The 20870-nt window shown below is 49.3% G+C and carries 21 protein-coding genes; 14 read left to right on the top strand and 7 right to left on the bottom strand.

The genetic code is table 11. The features are described 5' to 3' along the window. The first annotated feature begins 358 nt into the window (after window positions 1-358). The 5 genes from VFH06_03725 (at window position 359) to rpsG (ending at window position 9094) form a co-directional block, all read left to right on the top strand. Entirely contained in the window at window positions 359-3712 is a 3354-nt protein-coding gene (locus VFH06_03725; protein HET6747188.1) for a DNA-directed RNA polymerase subunit beta, read from the top strand. A gap of 1 nt (window position 3713) precedes the next feature. After that, complete coding sequence (gene rpoC / locus VFH06_03730; protein ID HET6747189.1) at window positions 3714-7547, top strand: DNA-directed RNA polymerase subunit beta'; 3834 nt, start codon at window positions 3714-3716, stop codon at window positions 7545-7547. Window positions 7548-7686: 139 nt separating this feature from the next. Then, window positions 7687-7947, top strand: coding sequence for a hypothetical protein (locus tag VFH06_03735; protein ID HET6747190.1), 261 nt, complete (start codon window positions 7687-7689; stop codon window positions 7945-7947). A 251-nt stretch (window positions 7948-8198) separates the two neighbouring features. Then, complete coding sequence (gene rpsL, locus VFH06_03740) at window positions 8199-8615, top strand: 30S ribosomal protein S12 (GenBank protein HET6747191.1); 417 nt, start codon at window positions 8199-8201, stop codon at window positions 8613-8615. Next, on the top strand, window positions 8615-9094 hold the full coding sequence (gene rpsG, locus VFH06_03745) for a 30S ribosomal protein S7 (protein ID HET6747192.1): 480 nt from the start codon (window positions 8615-8617) through the stop codon (window positions 9092-9094). Before rpsL ends, rpsG begins: the two co-directional genes overlap by 1 nt. 31 nt (window positions 9095-9125) lie before the next feature. Here the strand turns inward: rpsG and VFH06_03750 are convergent, their stop codons facing one another. Together VFH06_03750 and VFH06_03755 are read right to left on the bottom strand one after the other, a co-directional pair. Next, window positions 9126-10379, bottom strand: coding sequence for a hypothetical protein (locus tag VFH06_03750; GenBank protein ID HET6747193.1), 1254 nt, complete (start codon window positions 10377-10379; stop codon window positions 9126-9128). 104 nt (window positions 10380-10483) lie between these two features. Next, entirely contained in the window at window positions 10484-10912 is a 429-nt protein-coding gene (locus VFH06_03755; protein ID HET6747194.1) for a hypothetical protein, read from the bottom strand. A gap of 161 nt (window positions 10913-11073) precedes the next feature. Here VFH06_03755 and VFH06_03760 point away from each other — a divergent pair, with 161 nt between their 5' ends. The 3 genes from VFH06_03760 (at window position 11074) to VFH06_03770 (ending at window position 14382) form a co-directional block, all read left to right on the top strand. Continuing rightward, entirely contained in the window at window positions 11074-11682 is a 609-nt protein-coding gene (locus tag VFH06_03760) for a hypothetical protein (protein ID HET6747195.1), read from the top strand. 105 nt (window positions 11683-11787) lie between these two features. After that, complete coding sequence (gene fusA, locus VFH06_03765; protein HET6747196.1) at window positions 11788-13881, top strand: elongation factor G; 2094 nt, start codon at window positions 11788-11790, stop codon at window positions 13879-13881. Window positions 13882-13995: 114 nt separating this feature from the next. Beyond that, window positions 13996-14382, top strand: coding sequence for a hypothetical protein (locus VFH06_03770; protein HET6747197.1), 387 nt, complete (start codon window positions 13996-13998; stop codon window positions 14380-14382). 139 nt (window positions 14383-14521) lie between these two features. Here the strand turns inward: VFH06_03770 and VFH06_03775 are convergent, their stop codons facing one another. After that, window positions 14522-15004 (bottom strand): hypothetical protein, encoded by a 483-nt coding sequence (locus tag VFH06_03775; GenBank protein HET6747198.1) that lies wholly within the window; start codon window positions 15002-15004, stop codon window positions 14522-14524. Between the two features lie 257 nt (window positions 15005-15261). On the opposite strand from VFH06_03775, the gene tuf reads away from it, so the two are divergent. Both tuf and VFH06_03785 read left to right on the top strand, forming a co-directional pair. Beyond that, a complete protein-coding gene (tuf, locus tag VFH06_03780; GenBank protein HET6747199.1) occupies window positions 15262-16446 on the top strand; it encodes an elongation factor Tu in 1185 nt (394 codons plus the stop codon). Window positions 16447-16508: 62 nt separating this feature from the next. Then, window positions 16509-16991 (top strand): HD domain-containing protein, encoded by a 483-nt coding sequence (locus VFH06_03785; protein HET6747200.1) that lies wholly within the window; start codon window positions 16509-16511, stop codon window positions 16989-16991. A 71-nt stretch (window positions 16992-17062) separates the two neighbouring features. Here VFH06_03785 and VFH06_03790 read toward each other — a convergent pair whose 3' ends face one another. Both VFH06_03790 and VFH06_03795 read right to left on the bottom strand, forming a co-directional pair. Next, the gene (locus VFH06_03790; GenBank protein ID HET6747201.1) at window positions 17063-17380 is read right to left on the bottom strand and encodes a hypothetical protein; all 318 of its coding nucleotides are present in this window, start codon (window positions 17378-17380) and stop codon (window positions 17063-17065) included. Between the two features lie 131 nt (window positions 17381-17511). After that, a complete protein-coding gene (locus VFH06_03795; protein ID HET6747202.1) occupies window positions 17512-17760 on the bottom strand; it encodes a hypothetical protein in 249 nt (82 codons plus the stop codon). 184 nt (window positions 17761-17944) lie between these two features. Between VFH06_03795 and rpsJ the strand changes: the two genes are divergently transcribed. After that, window positions 17945-18268: a 30S ribosomal protein S10 gene (rpsJ, locus tag VFH06_03800; protein HET6747203.1), complete on the top strand. Its 324-nt coding sequence runs from the start codon at window positions 17945-17947 to the stop codon at window positions 18266-18268. 98 nt (window positions 18269-18366) lie between these two features. Here the strand turns inward: rpsJ and VFH06_03805 are convergent, their stop codons facing one another. Together VFH06_03805 and VFH06_03810 are read right to left on the bottom strand one after the other, a co-directional pair. Beyond that, entirely contained in the window at window positions 18367-18705 is a 339-nt protein-coding gene (locus VFH06_03805) for a hypothetical protein (GenBank protein ID HET6747204.1), read from the bottom strand. Window positions 18706-18789: 84 nt separating this feature from the next. Beyond that, entirely contained in the window at window positions 18790-19035 is a 246-nt protein-coding gene (locus tag VFH06_03810) for a hypothetical protein (GenBank protein ID HET6747205.1), read from the bottom strand. Between the two features lie 92 nt (window positions 19036-19127). Here VFH06_03810 and VFH06_03815 point away from each other — a divergent pair, with 92 nt between their 5' ends. The 3 genes from VFH06_03815 (at window position 19128) to rplD (ending at window position 20870) form a co-directional block, all read left to right on the top strand. Next, window positions 19128-19454: a hypothetical protein gene (locus tag VFH06_03815; protein HET6747206.1), complete on the top strand. Its 327-nt coding sequence runs from the start codon at window positions 19128-19130 to the stop codon at window positions 19452-19454. A gap of 178 nt (window positions 19455-19632) precedes the next feature. After that, complete coding sequence (rplC, locus tag VFH06_03820) at window positions 19633-20247, top strand: 50S ribosomal protein L3 (GenBank protein ID HET6747207.1); 615 nt, start codon at window positions 19633-19635, stop codon at window positions 20245-20247. Then, window positions 20247-20870 carry a 50S ribosomal protein L4 gene (gene rplD / locus VFH06_03825; GenBank protein HET6747208.1) on the top strand — a complete coding sequence of 208 codons (624 nt, stop codon included), beginning with the start codon at window positions 20247-20249 and terminating at the stop codon, window positions 20868-20870. The genes rplC and rplD overlap by 1 nt, the downstream gene beginning before the upstream one ends.

Raw genomic sequence — 20870 nt, forward strand, 5'->3', positions numbered from 1 at the left:
ATGCGTAATTCCGGTCGCGAGGTGCGTATTGGGTTGCACGAATCAGATCCGCTTACGGAATTTTTAGTCAAAAAACGAGACTTTAAGCCTACAGGGCAGGTGGGAAGCCCCCTTGAGGAAATCCCTGGTTATCAAACACAGGTCCATATTCGTCCTGCGCGGGACTAATGGCTCAATTTGATTATAAATACCCTTGACTATTTGCCAATAAAAGCTCACAATAAGTACCAAGAAGTAGTGTAGCTGTGATTTTACGCGCCCTCTTTCATGGTTGGCAGGTGAAAGCAAGGGAATCACAGTAGAAGAATCTTCGGCGCCGATTCTATCACTAAAATAAGTATGCGAGGAGCAAACACAAGTGGCAAAAGCAAAGCCCATTGCTGGTAAGCGGGTCTTTTTTACGAAGGACGACACGCTTCAGCTACCAAATCTCATCGCTCACCAAAAAGATTCTTGGCGTGAATTCGTCGAGACTGGTTTGAGCGAAATTTTTACAGAACTTAACCCAATCGAGGACTATACTGGTCAGAAACTCGAACTTCGTTTTAAGAAGTACGAATTCCAAGATCCTAAAAACTCCGAAGTCTTCGCTAAAGAAAATAACATCACCTTCGATGCTCCGCTACACGCTACCGTCGAACTTACCAACAAGGTAACTGGTGAAGTAAAAGAGCAAGAAATCTATTTAGGTGATTACCCATGGATGACCGACCGTGGAACTTTCGTCATTAACGGTACCGAACGCGTCGTCGTGTCTCAGCTTATTCGATCTGCCGGCGTTTTCTTTACTGCTGATGTATCAAGCAGCCGCAATAATTACGGTGCTAAGCTTATTCCAGGTCGTGGTGCGTGGCTTGAATTTGAAACCGCGTCAAACGGAACCATCTATGTGAAAATTGATCGTCGCCGTAAGCTGCCTGTAACAACATTGCTCCGAGCGCTAGGTCACCCTAAGACAAGTGAAATTAAGAGCCTCTTTGAAGACGTCGACACAGGCGAAATAAAGTATATTGATGCAACACTCGAAAAAGACCCAGCGCGTGGTTCAAACGAAGCTTTGATTGAAGTGTACCGTCGCCTTCGTCCAGGTGATCTTGCTACTGTTGACAACGCTCGTGGCATGATTGAGCGCATGTTCTTTGATTTCAAGCGTTTTGACTATTCTCGTGTCGGTCGTTACAAGCTCAACCAGCGCCTTGGTCTTGAAGTGCCAAACACGAGCGAAAATCGCGTGTTCCAAATGAGCGATCTTATCGCCATCATCCGTGAAATCATCCGCCTCAATAATACTCAGGAAATGCCAGATGATATCGATGCACTCTCCAACCGCCGCGTGAAGCTGGTTGGCGAGCTTATCTCTCGTCAGTTCCGCGTTGGCATGCTTCGTATGCAGCGTAACGCCATGGATCGCATGAGTATGAGCGATATCGAGTCTGTGACCCCAGGTCAGCTTATCAATGCTCGTCCTGTCGTTGCGGCCGTTCGCGAATTCTTTGCAAGTTCACAACTATCACAACTGATGGACGAAGTGAACCCGCTTTCAGAACTCTCTCACAAGCGCCGTCTTACCTCAACAGGCCCCGGCGGTCTCTCTCGTGAGCGCGCAGGGTTCGACGTTCGTGATGCTCATCCAACTCACTACGGCCGTCTTTGTTCTGTAGAAACTCCAGAAGGTGCCAGCATCGGTTTGGTGCTTAACCTTGCAACATACGCTCGTGTAAACGAATACGGCTTTATTGAAACTCCGTATCTTAAAGTAAAAGACGGCAAAGTAACAGATGAGGTTATCTACCTCGACGCTTCTCAGGAACTTACTGAGGTGATCGCTGATGCCGGAGCGGCCCTTAACGATGATGGTACCTTTACCGACGAGCGTGTTAGTGCCCGTAAATATTACAAACCAGAGCAAGTAGACGCCACAGAGGTCACGTACATGGACGGTGCTCATAAGCAAATCCTTGGTTCGACCGCATCACTCGTGCCCTTCATTGAGAAAAACCGTGTGGACCGATCGCTTACCGGTTCAAACATGCAGAAACAAGCAGTCCCGCTCCTTGATCCACGTGCTCCAATTGTAGGTACAGGTATCGAGGCGGATATTGCCCGTAACTCAAGCCAGCTTATCCTTGCTGAGGGTGATGGTGAAGTTGTTCGTGCAGATAGTGACATCGTTGAAGTGAAATACAAAGATGGCACGAAAAAATACGAGCTAATCCACTTTGCAAAGTCTAACGATGACCGCTCAATCAACCAGAAAACCCGCGTATTTCGCGGTGCCAAGGTAAAGAAGGGCGATATCCTTATCGAAGGCGCTTCTATTGCGGATGGCGAACTCGCACTTGGTCGCGACCTTCTTGTGGCCTTTATGCCATGGGGCGGTTACAACATGGACGATGCGATCGTGCTTTCACGCCGTCTCGTTCAAGATGATGAACTGACGAGTATCAACATCAAGGACTACACTGTTGAGGTTCGTGAAACAAAGCTTGGCCCAGAAATCGTTACCCGCGATATTCCAAATGTAAGTGAAGAAAGTCTCCGCCACCTCAACGAAGACGGTATCGTCCAAGTTGGTAGCGAAGTAAAAGCCGGCGACGTACTTGTTGGTAAAATTACTCCTAAGGGTGAGCAGGAACTCAGCTCTGAAGAGCGGCTCCTTCGCGCTATCTTTGGCGAAAAGGCTAAGGATGTTCGCGACACGTCTCAGCGTATGAACAACGCCGGTAGCGGTAAAGTTGTTGGCGTGAAGATCTTCTCCCGTGAAAATGGTCACGAGCTGAAAGCTGGCGTATTAATGCAGATTCAGATCTACGTTGCGCAGTTCCGTAAGATCTCTGTTGGAGATAAGCTTGCCGGACGCCACGGTAACAAGGGTGTGGTTGCACGAATTCTGCCAGTTGAAGACATGCCATTCATGGAAGATGGTACTCCTGTTGATGTGGTCTTGAACCCACTCGGTGTGCCTTCTCGTATGAATATCGGTCAGCTGTTTGAGACCCACCTTGGTATGGCTGCTCGTGCACTTGGCTACAAGGTAGCGACTCCTCCATTTAACGGAGTGCCAAACGACATCATCTCGGCAGAGCTTGAAAAAGCCGGTTACGCCGCTGATGGTAAGAGCCAGCTCTTTGATGGTCGCACTGGTGATCCATTTGAAGAGCGTACCACTGTCGGTGTCATGCACATGATTAAACTTCACCACATGGTAAGCGATAAGATCCATGCCCGAAGCATCGGTCCATACACAATGGTGACTCAGCAGCCGCTTGGTGGTAAGGCGCAAAACGGTGGTCAGCGATTTGGTGAGATGGAGGTATGGGCACTTGAAGCATACGGTGCCGCAACAACTCTTCAGGAAATGCTTACTATTAAGTCTGATGACGTCTATGGTCGTGCAAAAGCGTATGAGTCAATCATTAAGGACGAAGTTATCGTTGGTCCAAAGCTCCCTGAGTCATTCAACGTGCTTGTGAAAGAACTTCAAGGACTTGGCCTTCGTGTGGACCTCCTCGATGAATCTGAAGATGCGGTAGTTGATGCCGAGCAAGTTATTGCAAGTGCGGGTCCGGCCGATAAGAGCGTTCCTGCTGCCAGCGACGACGAAGTTCAATCTGTTCTTGATGAGTCTGATCAAATTGGTGAGATCGGCGACGAAGATGGGATGAGTATCCAGGATATTGATGAAATAGATGAAATTAAGGAGGAGGCGTAATATGTCGCGTGTTGTGTCTACTAACGGGATTGCCGACTTCGACGCAGTCCGCCTCGCTGTAGCAAGTTCAGATGATATTCTGAAGTGGAGCTACGGTGAAGTTACCAAACCAGAGACGATTAACTATCGTACTCAAAAACCAGAACGCGACGGTTTGTTCTGTGAGCGTATCTTCGGACCAGTCCGAGATATTAACCCGCATGACAGCAAGCTGAAGGGCGTTCGATCACGCGAAGCTGCTGTTGATAAGAACGGCGAACTTGTTACTAAAAGTATCGTCCGCCGTGAGCGCATGGGCCACATTCAACTTGCTGCTCCTGTTGCGCATATTTGGTTTATGCGCGGTACCCCAAGTGCAATGAGCTTGTTGCTTGGTATTACTGTTCGTAACCTCGAACGCATCGCCTACTTTGCAACCTACGTTGTGCTCAGTGTTGATGAAGCAAAACGAGACCAGTATCTAGCTGATCTTGAAGCCGAAACCGAAGCTGGCCGAGCCGCTATCAAAATTCGCTATGAGCGCGAAGCCGAGGGTGAAGGTGCTGATGTGAAAGCACTTGCCGAGCAGCAATCTCGCGAAGTTGAAGAATTGAATGATAGCTACACAGTAAAGAAAGCCCAGCTTGATAGCCTTGTAAAAGGTGCACTGATTACAGAGAGTGACTACCGTAACCTTCCCGAAGAGTATGAAGAACTCATTACTGTTGGTATGGGTGGTACGGCGCTGAAGGCCTTGCTCGACGAAATTGACCTGCCGAAACTTATTGCCGAACTCACTGAAGAAGTCGAAGGTGCCAAGGGCCAGCGCGAGAAGAAGCTTCTTAAGCGCCTTAAGGTGCTTGAGGGTATGCAAGCTGCCGGCATTAAGCCGAACAGCCTTTGTCTTACTGTGCTTCCTGTTATTCCTCCGGATCTTCGTCCGATGGTGCAACTCACCGGTGGCCGTTTTGCTACCAGTGACCTTAACGACCTCTATCGTCGGGTTATCAATCGTAATAACCGTCTTAAGAAGCTTATCGAGCTTAACGCTCCTGAAGTGATCCGCCGTAACGAGATGCGTATGCTTCAAGAAGCAGTTGATGCGCTTGTCGACAACAGCGCTGCTCGTGGTGGCCGTGCTGTATCCGCAACTGGTGGCCGCCGCCGCTTAAAGAGTATTAGCGATATGCTAAAAGGTAAGCAGGGTCGTTTCCGCCAAAACCTTCTTGGTAAGCGTGTGGACTACTCTGGACGTTCGGTTATTGTTGTTGGTCCTAAGCTCAAGATCAACCAATGTGGTATTCCAAAACAAATGGCACTCGAGCTCTTCAAGCCGTTCGTTATCAGCTGGCTTATTCGTAATGAACACGCCCACAACATTCGCTCGGCAACTCGCCTGATCGAATCTGGTGATGCTGTTGTGTGGGATGCGCTTGATGCGGTGATCGAAGGTAAGTACGTTCTCTTGAACCGTGCACCGTCACTTCACCGTCTTTCAATCCAGGCGTTCCAGCCCAAGCTTGTCGAAGGTAAGGCAATCCAACTTCATCCACTTGTGGCAAACGGTTTCAATGCCGACTACGACGGTGACCAGATGGCTGTCCACCTTCCGCTGTCAAAAGCTGCTCAGGCTGAAGCTCGTGATCTCATGAGTGCAACCAACAACCTTCTGAAGCCTGCCGATGGTGCGCCAGTACTGAACATTGGTCAGGACGTTGTACTGGGTAACTACTACCTTACGTACGAAAAGCCAAGTGCTCAGACTGACACACGCCGCGCATTCGGTTCTGTCTTTGAGGCTGAAATGGCTTACGACCAAGGAGTTATCCAGCTCCAGACGCCTATCAGGGTTGTGCACAAGGGTGAACTTCGTGAAACAACGCTGGGTCGTGTTTTCTTCAATGAAATCCTTCCTAGTGACTTCGCTTACGACAACAATGTTCAAACAAAAAAGCAACTCAAGAAGGTTCTTGCAAAGATCTTTAATACCTATGGTGCTGAAGAAACTGCCAAGACTGCCGACCGCATGAAAGGCCTTGCGTTCCGATTCGCGACTGTTGCCGCTGTATCCACCGGTAAGGAAGATTATCTTCACTTTGAAGAAATCAGCGAGTTCGTCGCAGAAGGTGATGCTAAAACCACTCTTATCTCCGAGCAATTTGACCAAGGTCTCATTACCGAAGAGGAGCGTTACAACCTTACCGTTGCCGCATGGCGAAACGTTGACCGTCAGGTAACCGAATTCCTTCAGAGTAAGCTCAAAGATATGGATACCAGTATTTCTGTGATGGTTAACTCTGGTGCTCGTGGTGATATTTCAAACGTGAAGCTTGCAAGTGCCATGATCGGTATTATGGTGGACGCAACCAACCGCGAAATTGAGCTGCCAATCCGAAGCAGCTACAAGAATGGTCTTTCATCGCTTGAATCATTTGTGGCTACCCGAGGTGCGCGTAAGGGTCTTATTGACACCGCCCTCAAGACTGCCGACTCAGGTTACCTGACTCGTCGTCTTGTTGATGTGAGCCAGGATGTATTTACCGTTGTAGACGATGAAGGCGAAGACCAAGGCTTTGCAATTTACCGTGACGAAACCGCTTCAACAATGATCGAGTTCGGCAACCGTCTTTACGGACGATTCGCCGCTGAAGATGTTGCGGGTCATGTTAACAAGGATGAGCTCATTACGCGTGAAATCGCTGATGAGATCGAAGCCGACCAGGAAGTTAAGAGCGTGAAGATCCAAAGTGTTCTTTCAACCAACAACCTCCGTGGTATTCCACAAAAGAGTTATGGTATCGACATGGCAACCGGTAAAATAGTCGCAAGTGCGCAACCGGTTGGTGTGATTGCCGCTCAGTCTGTGGGTGAGCCTGGTACGCAGCTGACTCTCCGTACTTTCCACGCCGGTGGTGTGGCTGGTGGCGACATTACCCAAGGTCTTCCTCGTGTTGAAGAACTCTTCGAGGCTCGTACACCAAAGGGACAGGCCTACATTACTGAAGTTGCCGGTATGGTTGACCTTTGGGAAGATGGACGCAAGTACGTTATCCAGGTAACGCCTGAAGCTGGTCATGTTGAGCGTATTGCTCTCGAAGGTCGAACGGTTATCGTAAAGGCTGGCAGTGATGTCAAGGCGGGAGACGTTCTTGCTACGACAGAAGGTGAAGCTCGTCCGATCGTTGCTCCATTCGATGGTGTGGTAGAGCTCGCTGAAGACACGCTTGTTCTTGCGGCAAACGCGGGCGCACCCGTTCGTTACGAAGTTCCTGGCTCGACACAGCTTGTTGTCAAGGCAGGCGATATGGTTGAAGCGGGTGACCGCCTCACGATTGGTTCACTTAACCTTCACGATCTCATGCGACTTAAGGGTACAGAAGCGACGCAGCGATATATCATCAACGAAGTGCTCCGTATCTATGCCGCACAAGGTCAAGATGTTGCCGACAAACACCTTGAGATCATCGTACGCCAGATGTTCAGCCGCGTTCAGGTTGAAGATCCGGGTGATAGCGCATTCGTTATGGGTGATATCGTCTCTAAGGCTGCGGTCATTGAGGCAAATACACGTCTAGCAGCGGAAGGCAAGAACCCTGCACAGTACACTCAGTTGCTTCTTGGTATTACCAAGGTCTCTATCTGGAGCGACAGCTGGCTATCGGCCGCATCCTTCCAGGATACGACTCGTGTGCTTATCAACGCCGCAACCAGTGGTCGTGCCGACCGCCTCAACGGCTTGAAGGAAAACGTTATCATCGGACGCAAGATTCCTGTTGGAACCGGTGCTCGTGATCTCGAAGAGGACGAAGGTGATCTTGCAAACGAGATTGCCGAAGACCTCGAACTTGCCGCCTAGGTAAGTAAAAATAAGAAATACCCCGTCAAATTGACGGGGTATTCTTTGCTTTCAAAAAGATTGACGTCGCGTAACTATGAGTATATAATGTATATTTAGCACTGTTAGCTTAACCCTCGATGTGCTTGGAGTGAAGACAATGACCGACACGCAGAAGACCCATGTCAGTCCGACCAACAGGCGGCGTCACATGGCCGAACTGGTCCAGGAACTGCCCAATGACTTGTGGCTTCAGTTCCAGACGGCAGCTTCGGAGGTTCCTGAAGTGCAGGCTGGCGTGGAGGCCAACCAAAGCTTCAGGACGATCCGCGCCCTCATCGACAACGGGTACGGTGAACTCGGCGGCAGACTGGCGGGGGTTGTTCAGAGCAACCTCCGGTCCAACTTGGCTACCGCCTGAGCTGTGCTTTCGTGGAGGCGAGGCACTTCCTTGCCCGCCTCCACGAATACTACTCTATTGAAAAAACATGACTCATCTGGTATTATACTAGGTGAGTTTCCTCTTTTCTGGGATCAGATGACGACTTGAGTGTGTACGCGTCAGACGATAGCCGGAAGAGCTTGATCGTGAATAGAGAGATGCTGACTCTCCATTCACAAAAACAGAGGTCATCTACCTCATTATATTACTACGTTAAAGAAGGATATTTCATGCCAACAATCAACCAATTGGTGCGAAAGCCCCGCCAGATTGCGACAAAGAAGTCTAAGTCTCCAGCCCTAGGTCGCATTCATAATGCGCTTAAGACTCGTTACTACGACCAAGACGCACCCCTCAAGCGAGGTGTTTGTATTAAGGTAACTACCAAAACTCCAAAGAAGCCAAACTCAGCGCTTCGTAAAGTAGCGCGTGTTCGTCTTACCAACGGCCACGAAGTATGGGCTTATATCGGTGGTGAAGGCCACAACCTCCAGGAACACGCTGTTGTGCTTGTTCGTGGTGGTCGTGTGCCAGACCTTCCGGGTGTGCGTTACCACATTGTCCGTGGAGCACTTGACCTTCAGGGTGTTGCAAAGCGCCAACAGGGCCGTTCTAAATACGGTGCTAAAAAGGAGGATAAAAAGTAATGCCTCGTAAAGTAACCAAAAAACTTCAGCGAACGCTAAAGCCTGATCGCAAGTACCAGAGTGTTCTTGTACAGCGCCTTATTAATAAGTCAATGCTTGACGGCAAAAAGCTTGTGGCCGAACGCGCCGTATACAGCGCATTAGAACAGGCTGCGAAGAAGCTTAATAGTGAAGATCCTCTTGAAGTATTTGAGAAGGCTCTAAAGAATGTATCGCCAAACTTCGAGGTTAAATCTCGTCGCGTCGGTGGTGCCAACTACCAGATTCCATTCCCAGTACAGGGCCATCGTCAGCATCACTATGCGTTTACCTGGCTTGTCCAAGCTGCTCGTGCGCGCTCGGGTATGCCATACGCGCAGCGTCTTGCACTTGAAATCGTAGATGCGCACAACGAAGCCGGTGCAGCTTTCAAGAAGAAAGAAGACACACACAAGATGGCAGAAGCCAACCGAGCATTCGCTCACTTTGCCCGCGGGTAATTTGCGGAACTACCAAGTAAAAATCGCCTCCCTAGGGGCGATTTTGCGTTGGCAAGAACATTCCCTCTAGAGGGAGGCGAAGCGCGGTCCGGCCAACGCGCCGAAACCACTCCCTATCTTCTAGTTTTAAGAGATGAAGGTTGTCGATAGCTACCAAGTACTCAAGCATTTTTTGAGGAGGTATAGGAATATTGGCAAGCACATGGTTGTCAGCATTGCGGATTGGGTCGCGGCCAGTAGAAAAGGGTAGAGAGGTCCAGGCATAGTCAGGCGGAAAGCCTCTTGCAAGCGTTTCGTAAAGTCGGCGAGAATCAGTAGAAAGTCGTATGGTTTCAATGTAGTGAAAATGGCTCAGATCTTTATATGGCAACCTTCTTGCAATAGCAATCCGCTCTTGAAGCTCATGGATTTCGGCCATCTTTGCAAGTTTGTTATAGCCACGCATGGCCGCATATGTTGCAATACGGATGCCCGCGTTACTATCTGGCCCTGTATGGACAAAGGAAACATCTTGCGTTTGTCTGCGAAGGTTGCTTGTGTATGTCCAGTATGCTAACACGCGGTTTGCGTCGGAGTTGGTGTCACCGTCTTTGTGCCAGTGGAGGTAGCCCGTGAATATGTCCGCCAAAGGTACACTAACGGCTGCTTTTTGCATCTCTGAAATATAGTTTGGTGAAATGAATGCCGCATCCGCATCGTGAGTGATACCGATAAGATCGTCATTATCGATGTCGCTCTTCATAATGTCATAGAGGGCAAGGTCCCAAGCTTCGCCCCTAATGCCACCGATGGGCGGCGCCTGATCCTCGTACGTTTTGTGGGCCACGCGCACGGAAAGGGCGGGGTGGGCGGTTTTGAATTCATCAATGACGCGTTGGATCGCTCTTATGTTACGATCTTCCTCGGGTGTCGTGGGTGCGACGTGGTTCAAATAAAGCATAAGTGACCATGTAGATGGATCGGTATCTTGAGTTGCATATTGCTCAAGGGTCCTTCGGAACAGATGTGTTTCTTGAGCCGCTGCGACAGGAATAATAACATACGCCGATACTGCTCTGGAGAGCGGCTCCATATCCATATCACTATGAAGAAGCTCGATATTTTGTAATTGATCGCTATCCCAGGTGTCAATGTATGCGCTTACTTCGTCTTGCACATTCATTTGTTGGCGTTCGGCCTTGGCAAACCTATCGTAAGAATAATCTCCAATAGTTTCACGGCGCTTTTTCTCGAGCGCATGGATGGCTTCATTCCCGTAAGGGTTTGTGCGGATAATCTCAGGCATTGGTGTCTTGGTTGATTTGTCTATTGAATACCCGCGACCTCGGGCATTCAATATGCTTTTGGTGACGCGGGTTATGGCCTTATGGTCGGACCACTTAGGTTGCTTTAGGCTTCTTCGATTACCTTCCTGATGCCGGCTTTGCCAAGCGCCCAGCATTCGCCATCGACGATTCCGTGGCATCGTGCAACGCGGTCGCAAAGCATGTCTCGGATTTTGGCAATACGAGCGCTATACGTAGCTTCTCTCGCTTCCATACCTTTCTTGGTTGTTTCGGTGATCTGTCGTATCTTTTTTGCCAGATCGGAGTCGATGGGTAGGACGAGGGAACTCGACACAACTGAATTCGGAAACTCTCCGCACTCATCCGGTTCGCCGAAATAGGCGAAGAGCTCCGTTTCTGTGCAAACACCATCTCTATCACTCGTGCAGTTTCCTACATGAAGGACAAACCGTTCGATACGCAGATCCGGAATCATTCCCGTGTCCGCCGAAGGGCAATTTGGGGGTGTAAACACACCATCACGAAACATCATGACTAAACTATATCATTTTAATTAAATTAATCAATAGAGCGGATGTTTGTGTTTTGCTATTCAATATGCTATAACCATAACAACTATAACGGATAGGTCATGAGAGTTTCGTGAATGTTAACGGATCGAGAGAAAGTTATATAGGATTACCGCCTCTTGACATGCGTTTATGGGATGAGGCTCGTGATGAAAAACGAGAAACTCCGCTCGATGCATTTGGACGGGTTGATTTGGATGGTTTTGTTGAACTTGTAAAGAGTACGGTAGCGGCAGAATATCGATGGGAATCTCCTTTTAATGATGTCCATCACCTTCAATGGCCCGCTACTGCCTACATGCATTACGAGGATCCGGTTGCCGTTGAATTTCGGGAGACTGCGTGGCGAAAAGCATTCTTGCCCAGGTTATTTCATAACTGGGGACACAAAATAACTCACGAACCGCCTTTGCCAAGTCTGGAAGTGATGCGCCACACTGTTGAGGCTCATAAAACCGTCCGGGATTTAGCCGCTACGGCGCGCCTTGCCGCACGATTGACACGGACGCCAGGTATACCAGAGGTAAAGCTATGGAGCCGGCTTGAAGAAGAACTGGATGCCTATACCGTATATATAGAAAATGCACGCGAAGTGCCTCTTGAGTTCCAGCTGCTGAAGCTAGAGGAGGTTGAAGCGCAGAGTATCGATGAAATGCTGACGGCCAACCGTCGCCTGGGGAAGTTGGCAGTACAGCATATTCCTATCGTGGCGCGGCGGCTACAGATGGTTTGATTCGTCTATAGTCACCTCTGGTGCAGAAGGCGAATATCTGGTATACTAAGCGGTAAGCGCTATTTTTTATGGCAAAAAATATTAAGAAAAGGAAATTTTAACCCCATGGCACAAAAAAACGTCCCGCTTCAGCAGTTTCGCAATATTGGTATTATTGCGCACATTGACGCGGGTAAGACAACAACAACCGAAGGTATTTTGTACCGAACCGGTATCAACCACAAAATTGGTGAAGTTCGTGGCGCAAACGGCGACAGTGCAACCACCGACTGGATGACGCAGGAAAAAGAGCGAGGCATTACTATTACCTCCGCCGCTGTTACGTGTTTTTGGCGTGAGCACAAAATTAACATTATCGACACCCCTGGTCACATCGACTTTACGGCAGAAGTTGAGCGTTCCCTTCGTGTACTTGATGGTGCCGTGACTGTATTCGACGGTAAGATGGGTGTCGAGCCTCAGAGTGAGACTGTTTGGCGACAGGCAAACAAGTATGGTGTGCCACGTATTTGTTTCATCAACAAGATCAACCAAACAGGTGGCGACTTCTACAAGTCTCTCGATTCTATTCACAAGCGTCTTTCAAAGCACGCGCTACCAATCCATCTTCCTATCGGGTTTGAAAAAGATATCAACGGGGTTGTCGACCTTGTTGATATGAAGGCCTACACGTACAAAGATTACACCGATAAGGCGCTTGTTCCAGGCGAAATTCCTGCTGACATGCTTGAAAAAGCCAAGAACGCACGCAGTCTACTTGTTGAAGCTGCTGTTGAGGCTGATGATGAACTCTTTGAGCGTTTCCTGGATAAGGGCGAGGAGTCTATTACGGTTGATGAGCTTAAAGCAGCTTTGCGTAAACGTGTGCTTGCCGGTGATTTCTTCCTTGTAACTGGTGGTGATGGCCGTGGCGTGATTGTAGAGAAGGTACTTGATCTTGTGGTTGATTACCTCCCAAGCCCACTCGATGTTGACGCTATTTGGGGCACTAACCCTAAGACTGGTGATGAAGTTGAGCGTAAACCGGCAGAGAGTGAGCCTCTGGCTGGCCTTGCCTTCAAGATTGCAACCGACCCATTTGTGGGTAAGCTGATCTTCGTTCGTGTCTACAGTGGTAAATTGACTGCTGGAAGCTATGTTCTTAATACCACTACCGGTGAAAAAGAGCGTGTTGGCCGTATCGTTCGTATGCATGCCGACAAGCGTGAAGACATCGATATGATTGGTGCCGGCGACATCGCGGCTGTTGTAGGACTAAAGGGAACCTTTACGGGTCACACTCTTTCTGACCCCGCAAACCCAATTACGCTTGAGAGCATTTCATTTCCTGAGCCGCCTGTATCGATCGCGGTTGAGCCAAAAACCAAGAGCGACCAAGAAAAGATGGGTATCGCTCTCCAGCGTCTTGCCGAAGAGGACCCGACTTTCCGCGTTCACACCGATGAAGAGACTGGTCAGACAATCATGTCGGGAATGGGCGAGCTTCACCTCGACATCCTTATCGATCGTATGAAGCGTGAGTTTAACGTCGAAGCTAATGTCGGTGAACCTCAGGTTGCGTTCCGAGAATCAATCAAAGGAACATCTGAAGTTCAGGGTAAGCATGCCAAGCAGTCTGGTGGTCGTGGTCAGTACGGTGATGTATGGATCCGCTTTGAACCAAACGAGCCAGGTAAGGGCTTTGAGTTTGTTGACCAAATTAAAGGTGGTGTGGTCCCTCAAGAATATCGTAAACCTGTTGAGCAAGGTGTTCTCGAAACCCTCAACGGTGGTGTTATTGCCGGTTACCCTGTGGTGGATGTTAAGGCAACCCTTTATGATGGTAGCTACCACGATGTGGACTCAAGCGAGCTTGCCTTCAAACTTGCTGGATCGCTTGCTGCTCGTGAAGGTGTAAAGCAGGCAAAGCCGGTGCTTCTTGAACCTGTTATGAAAGTAGAAGTTACTACCGCTGAAGAGTTTATGGGCGACGTAATTGGTGACCTTAACTCTCGCCGTGGACGTATTGACTCTATGGAAGACCTTCAGGGTGGTGCAAAGCTGATTCGCGCCTTCGTACCACTTGCAAGTATGTTTGGCTATACTTCAGATCTTCGCTCAATGAGCCAAGGTCGTGCGGCTTCAACCATGGAGCTTGCGCAATACGAAGAAGTACCACCAAACGTTGCGCAGGAAATCATCGAAAAGCGCGCTAAGTAAAAAGATGCGATACAAAAATAGCTCCCCTCAAGCAGGGGGGCTATTTGCTAGTCTGCTAATTACATGGTTTAATGCTTCTTGTAGCTAAGTGTACCCCGCTGGAGGAGGAAGCTCGTGCCCAAGTCAACAGAAGGCGCTGCGGAATCAAGCTCTTTCGAGTTCCACCAGGAACACGAGACGCGCTCCGTGAAAGTGTATCCCCACGATGGCCGCGTGATTGTCGAAGTTCATCACGGCGATGAGACACTGGCAGTGGAGGTGTCCACGAGAGCAGTGCAAACGATGATTACTGGCATGGACGATAGCCTGAACGATGTTCGCAGCTCTTACGGTGACTCCAGTGAACTATACTGGGATTACATGAAAGACGGCAAACTCTACCTCACAGCGACCAGAAGAAAAGATGGACGACGCACGTGGCTAGGGGTGTTACTCTCTGAAGCCAGCGGCACGGCTTTCTTCGCAGCTTTGGTCGCCGCGGCACGCGCCTTGGGTGCGTGAGAGAGGCTCGCTTAGCAAAGCCCATGGTTTCTCATGGGCTTTGCACGCCAAAATAAAAACACCGCTAGGGTGTAACGTAAAACTATAAAGTAGGTGATGCTCACTTCGCTCCAAAAGCTGGAGCGAGGTGAGCATCCGGTCAGTCGCCGTCGAACTCGATGGCGCTGTCACCCTTGGTGAGGTGGAGCAACTCGGCGGCGGTCTCAGCCACTCGCGTCGCCTTCACCTCGTCACGGTAGAAGTCACCGAGCGTCAGAGTGACCTGGTAGGCGCGGGTCTGGTCTGCTCGCTCGATCCCGTCGATCCCGTGGAGGGTGATCTCCCAGTCGGGCCAATCCTCTGGGGCCACCTTCTTCTCGAGGTTGAACAGCACGGTCGCCTCGGAGCCTCCGAGACTGATCCGGATCTTCACCAGGCCGATGTAGCCGGCCTTGGCCGCCCTGCGCTTGACCTGGAGCTCCTTGACGATCGCCCACCTCGCCTCCGCGGTTTTGGCAGCCTTGATCTCCTTGGCGAAGTCCTTCAGCGCCTGAACACCCAGGCCCATTTTCTCGGCAACGAACTCGAGAGCACTGCCGTGACGCGGGTTGGGTAGGAAGTCTCCACCGATGGGGTAGGACATCGAACACTCCCTCTTGCTAGGTAGTAGTTGATCTAACCTCATATAATTTACATCATTTTATGAGTATAAGTCAATAACCACCTGAATAATGACAGATACATACTCCATGGTGGAAATACCGTAAGGGGCGATGACATTCTATTCCTAAGATAACCTCTTTACGTCCCTATAAAAAACCTGTATAATTAGCTTCATACGTCGTGGAGTCTTATATTAGACTGTGCGCGAAATATAATTAATAGGAGAAATAATCCAAAATGGCAGATTTCGATCGAAGTAAGCCTCACGTTAACGTCGGTACTATGGGCCACGTTGACCACGGTAAAACAACTCTAACTGCTGCAATTACTCACGTACTTGCAAAAAAGCTTCCTAGCGACACTAACAAGCCTCGCAACTACGAAGACATCGACAACGCTCCTGAGGAAAAGGCACGTGGTATTACCATCGCTTCTTCTCACCAGGAATACGAGTCAGAAAAGCGCCACTACGCTCACGTCGACATGCCAGGTCACGCCGACTACGTTAAAAACATGATCACCGGTGCGGCTCAGATCGATGGCGCAATCCTCGTGGTAGCTGCGAATGATGGTCCACTTCCACAGACCCGTGAGCACGTACTTCTCGCTCACCAGGTTGGTGTGCCTAAGATCGTTGTCTTCCTCAACAAGATGGATCTCGCTGATCCTGAATTAGTTGAGCTCGTTGAAATGGATGTTCGTGAACTTCTTACTAAGAACGGTTACGACGGTGACAACGCACCTATCATCAAGGGTTCTGCAACGAAGGCCCTCGAAGGCGACGCTGCTAACGAAGACGCTATCATGGAACTCGTTAAGGCTCTTGATGACTACATCGACGAACCTGTCCGCGACCTCGATAAGCCATTCCTTATGCCTATTGAAGACGTTTTCTCAATCAAAGGTCGTGGTACAGTTGCTACCGGCCGTATTGAGCAGGGTGTCGTAAAGCTTAACGACGAAGTTGAAATCGTTGGTATCAAGGCTACTCAAAAATCAGTTGTAACTGGTATCGAAGCTTTCAAGAAAAACCTTCCACAGGGTCAAGCTGGTGACAACGCCGGACTCCTCCTTCGTGGTATTGAGCGTGAGCAAATTGAGCGCGGCCAAGTTGTTGCAAAGCCTGGTTCAATCACTCCTCATACTGAATTTGAAGCTGAAGTTTACATCCTTAAGAAGGAAGAAGGTGGTCGCCACACTCCATTCTCTAAGGGTTACAAACCACAGTTCTACTTCCGTACTACGGATGTAACTGGTGAAGTTGAACTTCCAGCTGATAAAGAGATGGTTATGCCTGGTGATACAATTACTTTCAAGGTAAAGCTTCTCGCACCTATTGCTATGGAGCAAGGTCTTACTTTTGCTATTCGTGAAGGTGGCCGTACCGTTGGTGCCGGTGTTGTGACAAGCATCACTAAATAATAGTCCCTGGATTTACCAAAAGACCTCCGTTACAGGAGGTTTTTTGGTACTATAATAAAAGAATGGCACATCTCATTGAAAAAGCCGCGAAATTTGCGGCGGATGCCCACGAAGGTCAGCGATATGGTACGGGGGACCCTTATATCATGCACCCAACTCAGGTGGCAGACTTAGCTCGACGGATGGGTTACGACGAAATAGTTGAGGCTGCATGCTATCTTCATGATGTCATAGAAGACACGGAAGTAGGGGAGGCCGACTTGCGGCGGGAATTTCCTGACGTGGTGGTAGACGCTGTTTTGGCGGTTACCTACACAGGTACTAGCTATACTGAGAAAATCACCCAAGCCTTACGTCATCCCGTAGGTCACGTCGTGAAGTTTTGTGATGTCAGTTGCAACTTTGCCAATAGTGTTCTCTACGGTGTAAAACCGGGAAAAAAAGAAGGAGAAGTTATCCCCCGACGAGCCGGCTACCTTGCACGGTTGCACTCTACATTACCTACTCCTCAGGATATTAAAGAATATATAAAAAGTATTCAATAAAAGCAAAACCCCCGCCTTAACACCCTCCGGCGCCAGACGAGGGCTGCCCTAGAAAGTGTGAAACGGGGTGGCTACGATCGCGGAGCGAGATAGAGACGAACGTGGTTGTCATGGGCGTCGATCACGATGTCGTGAGCCGGGTGTGGGTTGGCGCCTGCTGCCGACTGACCGTTCATGCCAAACGCTTTGCGCACGGCACGCTTGATGCTTCCCTGTGCCAGTGCGCTTGCAGGAAGCTGAGTCATAGTCACGTAGATAGCTTCACCCGCGCGCCTGACGCCTGGTGTGTTCGAAGGGGCGGTGATCAGTTCGACACACTTTCGGAGTACGTATCTGGCTGCCTGTTCAGGGTTCTGGTATGCGGCACCATCAAGATGCGGAGTATTCAACACCTTACCTCTCTCTTCGAGTTATAGCTCTAAAGAGTACTATAACATTTAACCTATAAGTAAGCAAACACCTCGCCGAATGCCCTGGAGCACTCAGTGGCGAGGTGCTTGACAGGTTTTAGCGAGGTAAACTACGACCTCAGACGCTCGAAGGTGTGCTTTTCATTGTGCGAAATAACACTCCTCACTCCGAGTCTCGCCAGCTGCGGTGAAGCGGCGAGAAGCATCACAAGCATTCCGATGCCTGAGTCCGAAATGTATTCCGGAATCTCGTAGATAACATCAAAACGACTGCCAGCGGGGTGTCGAGGCGCTTCTTTTTCGACGGTGCCGATGATGGCATCGACGAGTTCCGCCATGGATAAGCGAGGTTCGCTCATCTGACACATCCTTTCGTCCGAGTACGGTATCATAATCATAGAATGCTTATCTCAAAACGTCAATATAATTTGCATTACGGTTGATAACTGATATAATTACTAACGTATAATTAAAATTACATTGAGAACTTGTCGGGTATTCACTCCTGTTCAAGGTTACGATGTTGCACACGAAGGAGTTTCTATGGCAGAAACAAAAGAAGCGGGTCTTCGTATCCGTATTCGCCTCAAGGCGTATGATCACAAGGTGATCGACCAATCAGCAAAACAAATAATTGACACAGCTATCCGCACCGGTGCTAGTGTTGCTGGTCCCGTACCACTTCCAACACGCCGCAGTCGCTTTACCGTTGTTAAGTCTCCCCATGTTTATAAAACTGGTGGTGAAACGTTTGAAATGCGTGTGCACAAGCGCCTTATTGACATTACAAATGCGACCCCTAAGACGATCGATAGCTTGCAAAATCTCAGCCTTCCTGCGGGAGTCGATGCAGAAATTCGTATGTAATCACACAATAAAAAGGAACACCTTGCCTTTTGCGGCAGGGTGTTTTTTATCTAAGGAACTGGGCCGCGAAGGGGTATTTCGCGGCCAACCATTCTCGGTCAGCGAGCTCGGGGTGATGAGCTAAGGCCGGTGTGATAGAGCGGGGCGAGAGTTTCGCACAAGCGAGACAACTCCTTGAGCTCCTGCTCATGAGTCACTTCAAACTCCTCCCAGGTCATGAGGGTGGGACCGCTGGGAGTAGCAGATGTGATTTTGTTTCGTACACGAGTGGTTGCCTGAATTAACAGGTATAGCGGCGCCATCGCAGCGACGAATGACGCGACGACAAAAAGTGCCCCGGGGATCGACTCGGGCACCAGTGTCGGAGCAACAGCGCCTGCGAGAAACATGCAGGCGATGAGCCAGGAGAATGCCAGAGTCAACTTAACCCAAAACACAATATCTCCTTGAAAGAGTCGTGGAAACAGGCCTTTAAAATAATAGCACGTCCAGTACGTTGGCGCGACGTAATAAAGATTTATTTAAGAATTGTTCTGCTGGGTTGTTACGTCAACCCGGTCGTAGATGTTCTGTACTCTAACGGTAAGGAATATGGTCCATACACCTAGCCCAAGCACAAGAAGGCAAATGATGAGCCAATAAAACGTCTGCTGACTGATACGAATGGTGAAAAATGGCTTTTCACCCGGATAAACGCGAAACGATCGCATTCTTTCTGCGCTTACAGATTTGCCAGAGCGCTTTGTTGTTTTTCTAGTTACAGCCATAAGTTTGTCCCTTATTTAAATCGCTTAGTTTCATTATGCCGATTCAATTCGTTGCTTGCAAGGGTGAAAATACTTACGTATACTAATAGGAAATGACAAAACAAACATCTCGCAAAAAACAGAAAAAAGCTCGCGACAAAGCAACTTCGGCGAGCCGGGCTGACCGTGTATTTGAAACGGATGGTACTTATTTTCTAAAGTTGATCGCATTCGTCCTACTCGGAACTCTGTGGCTCAAATTTCAACAACCACTTGAGTGGCTGGGGATGCCTATTCATGGCATTCCAGTCGGGATGCTCGCTGGCCTTCTTTTGGTGCGCCAGTTTGAAAAAATGCAGTCCGATCGTAAAATCTGGTATGCGATTCTTGTCGTCGTGACGATTATTTGTTATTTCGTGCCCGCCGGCGTAGTGATATAGTATTTTTAGCGGATTGTGAGGCGTCTCACTGAACTAAGGGTATTGACCCCTATTAACAAGTGTGCTATACTCACAAGGTAACTTTATTACGTAATAACAACTTGTTCTTGGTGAATTGGTAAGTCCTCTTTCAGGATACTGCCAGCCACCAAGAATTTTAAGTGGGAGCAAGAGGGCAATGAAAGCACTTCTCGGTACCAAGATTGGTATGACCCAAATCATCAGCGAGAGCGGCGAGGCAGTTCCTGTCACGCTTATTCAAGCTGGCCCCGTGACTGTGACTCAGGTCAAGTCTGTCGAAACCGACGGCTACAACGCAGTCCAGGTGGCATATGGTGAGGGTAAGAACCTGAGCAAGGCCGTGGCTGGTCACGCAAAAACAGCCAAAGTGACTCCGAAGCATATTCGGGAGTTTCGTGTCGATTCACTACCAGAAGACCTGAAGGTCGGCGATGTGATTGACGTAACCAAGTTTGAACTAGGCGACATGGTGGACGCCACTGGAACAAGCAAGGGTAAAGGTTTTGCCGGAACGGTAAAGCGCCACAACTTTAATACAAGCAAGAGCACCCACGGTGGTAACGGATATGTCCGCAAACCGGGATCTATCGGATCAATGTATCCACAAAAGGTCTTCAAGGGTAAGCGCATGGCTGGCCGTATGGGCGCAGAGCGTGTGACTGTAAAGAACCTTCAGGTTGCTTACATCGACGCTAGCTCAAACCTTATCGGCTTAAAAGGAGCAGTTCCTGGCCCTAAGCGCGGTCTCATCGTTATCGGAGGAAAAGCATAATGGCTGAAGCTACTACAAAAGCGGCAACTCCTAAAACTGCTTTGCCGAAAGAAGTGTTTGGTGTTGAGGTGCCAAACCACGAGCTCCTAAAGCTCGCCTATGATGCATACCTCGCAAACAACCGTACTGCTAGCGCAACTACCTTGCAGCGCGGCGAAGTAAGCGGTGGTGGTAAAAAGCCATGGAACCAAAAGGGTACTGGTCGTGCTCGTGTTGGTTCTATCCGTAGCCCAATCTGGCGCGGCGGTGGTGTTGTGTTTGGTCCACGCGGCAACGAAAACTACACGCTTAAAGTTTCAAAGACGAGCAAGCGTGTCGCGCTTCGCCAAGCTTTGACACTTGCCAACGAGGCTAAAAAGATCGTTGTTAAGGATATCAAGACAACTGGTAAGACTGCCGAGATCGCGAAATTCCTCAGTGAGAATAAGCTTGATCGCAAGGTACTCGTGGTGGTAGAGGAGAAAACTCCAGAGTTGATCCGCGCCACGGCTAACCTTCAGAACGTACTTCTTATTAGCGCTAAATATTTGGCTGTCTATCACATCCTTAACGCCGACCACATCGTTCTTTCAACTAAATCTGTCTCTGTTATTACGGACTGGCTAGCTAAGGAGGAAGCGTAA

The sequence above is a fragment of the Candidatus Saccharimonadales bacterium genome (assembly GCA_035697325.1).
Classification (GTDB): domain Bacteria; phylum Patescibacteriota; class Saccharimonadia; order Saccharimonadales; family Saccharimonadaceae; genus JALRBM01.

Excerpts from the sequence above, each read along its gene's own strand:
- rpoC (HET6747189.1), top strand. The coding sequence starts at position 3,714 with ATGTCGCGTGTTGTGTCTACTAACGGGATTGCCGACTTCGACGCAGTC.
- VFH06_03735 (HET6747190.1), top strand. The coding sequence starts at position 7,687 with ATGACCGACACGCAGAAGACCCATGTCAGTCCGACCAACAGGCGGCGT.
- rpsL (HET6747191.1), top strand. The coding sequence starts at position 8,199 with ATGCCAACAATCAACCAATTGGTGCGAAAGCCCCGCCAGATTGCGACA.
- rpsG (HET6747192.1), top strand. The coding sequence starts at position 8,615 with ATGCCTCGTAAAGTAACCAAAAAACTTCAGCGAACGCTAAAGCCTGAT.
- VFH06_03750 (HET6747193.1), bottom strand. The coding sequence starts at position 10,379 with ATGCCTGAGATTATCCGCACAAACCCTTACGGGAATGAAGCCATCCAT.
- VFH06_03755 (HET6747194.1), bottom strand. The coding sequence starts at position 10,912 with ATGATGTTTCGTGATGGTGTGTTTACACCCCCAAATTGCCCTTCGGCG.
- VFH06_03760 (HET6747195.1), top strand. The coding sequence starts at position 11,074 with ATGCGTTTATGGGATGAGGCTCGTGATGAAAAACGAGAAACTCCGCTC.
- fusA (HET6747196.1), top strand. The coding sequence starts at position 11,788 with ATGGCACAAAAAAACGTCCCGCTTCAGCAGTTTCGCAATATTGGTATT.
- VFH06_03775 (HET6747198.1), bottom strand. The coding sequence starts at position 15,004 with ATGTCCTACCCCATCGGTGGAGACTTCCTACCCAACCCGCGTCACGGC.
- tuf (HET6747199.1), top strand. The coding sequence starts at position 15,262 with ATGGCAGATTTCGATCGAAGTAAGCCTCACGTTAACGTCGGTACTATG.
- VFH06_03785 (HET6747200.1), top strand. The coding sequence starts at position 16,509 with ATGGCACATCTCATTGAAAAAGCCGCGAAATTTGCGGCGGATGCCCAC.
- VFH06_03795 (HET6747202.1), bottom strand. The coding sequence starts at position 17,760 with ATGAGCGAACCTCGCTTATCCATGGCGGAACTCGTCGATGCCATCATC.
- rpsJ (HET6747203.1), top strand. The coding sequence starts at position 17,945 with ATGGCAGAAACAAAAGAAGCGGGTCTTCGTATCCGTATTCGCCTCAAG.
- VFH06_03810 (HET6747205.1), bottom strand. The coding sequence starts at position 19,035 with ATGGCTGTAACTAGAAAAACAACAAAGCGCTCTGGCAAATCTGTAAGC.
- VFH06_03815 (HET6747206.1), top strand. The coding sequence starts at position 19,128 with ATGACAAAACAAACATCTCGCAAAAAACAGAAAAAAGCTCGCGACAAA.
- rplC (HET6747207.1), top strand. The coding sequence starts at position 19,633 with ATGAAAGCACTTCTCGGTACCAAGATTGGTATGACCCAAATCATCAGC.
- rplD (HET6747208.1), top strand. The coding sequence starts at position 20,247 with ATGGCTGAAGCTACTACAAAAGCGGCAACTCCTAAAACTGCTTTGCCG.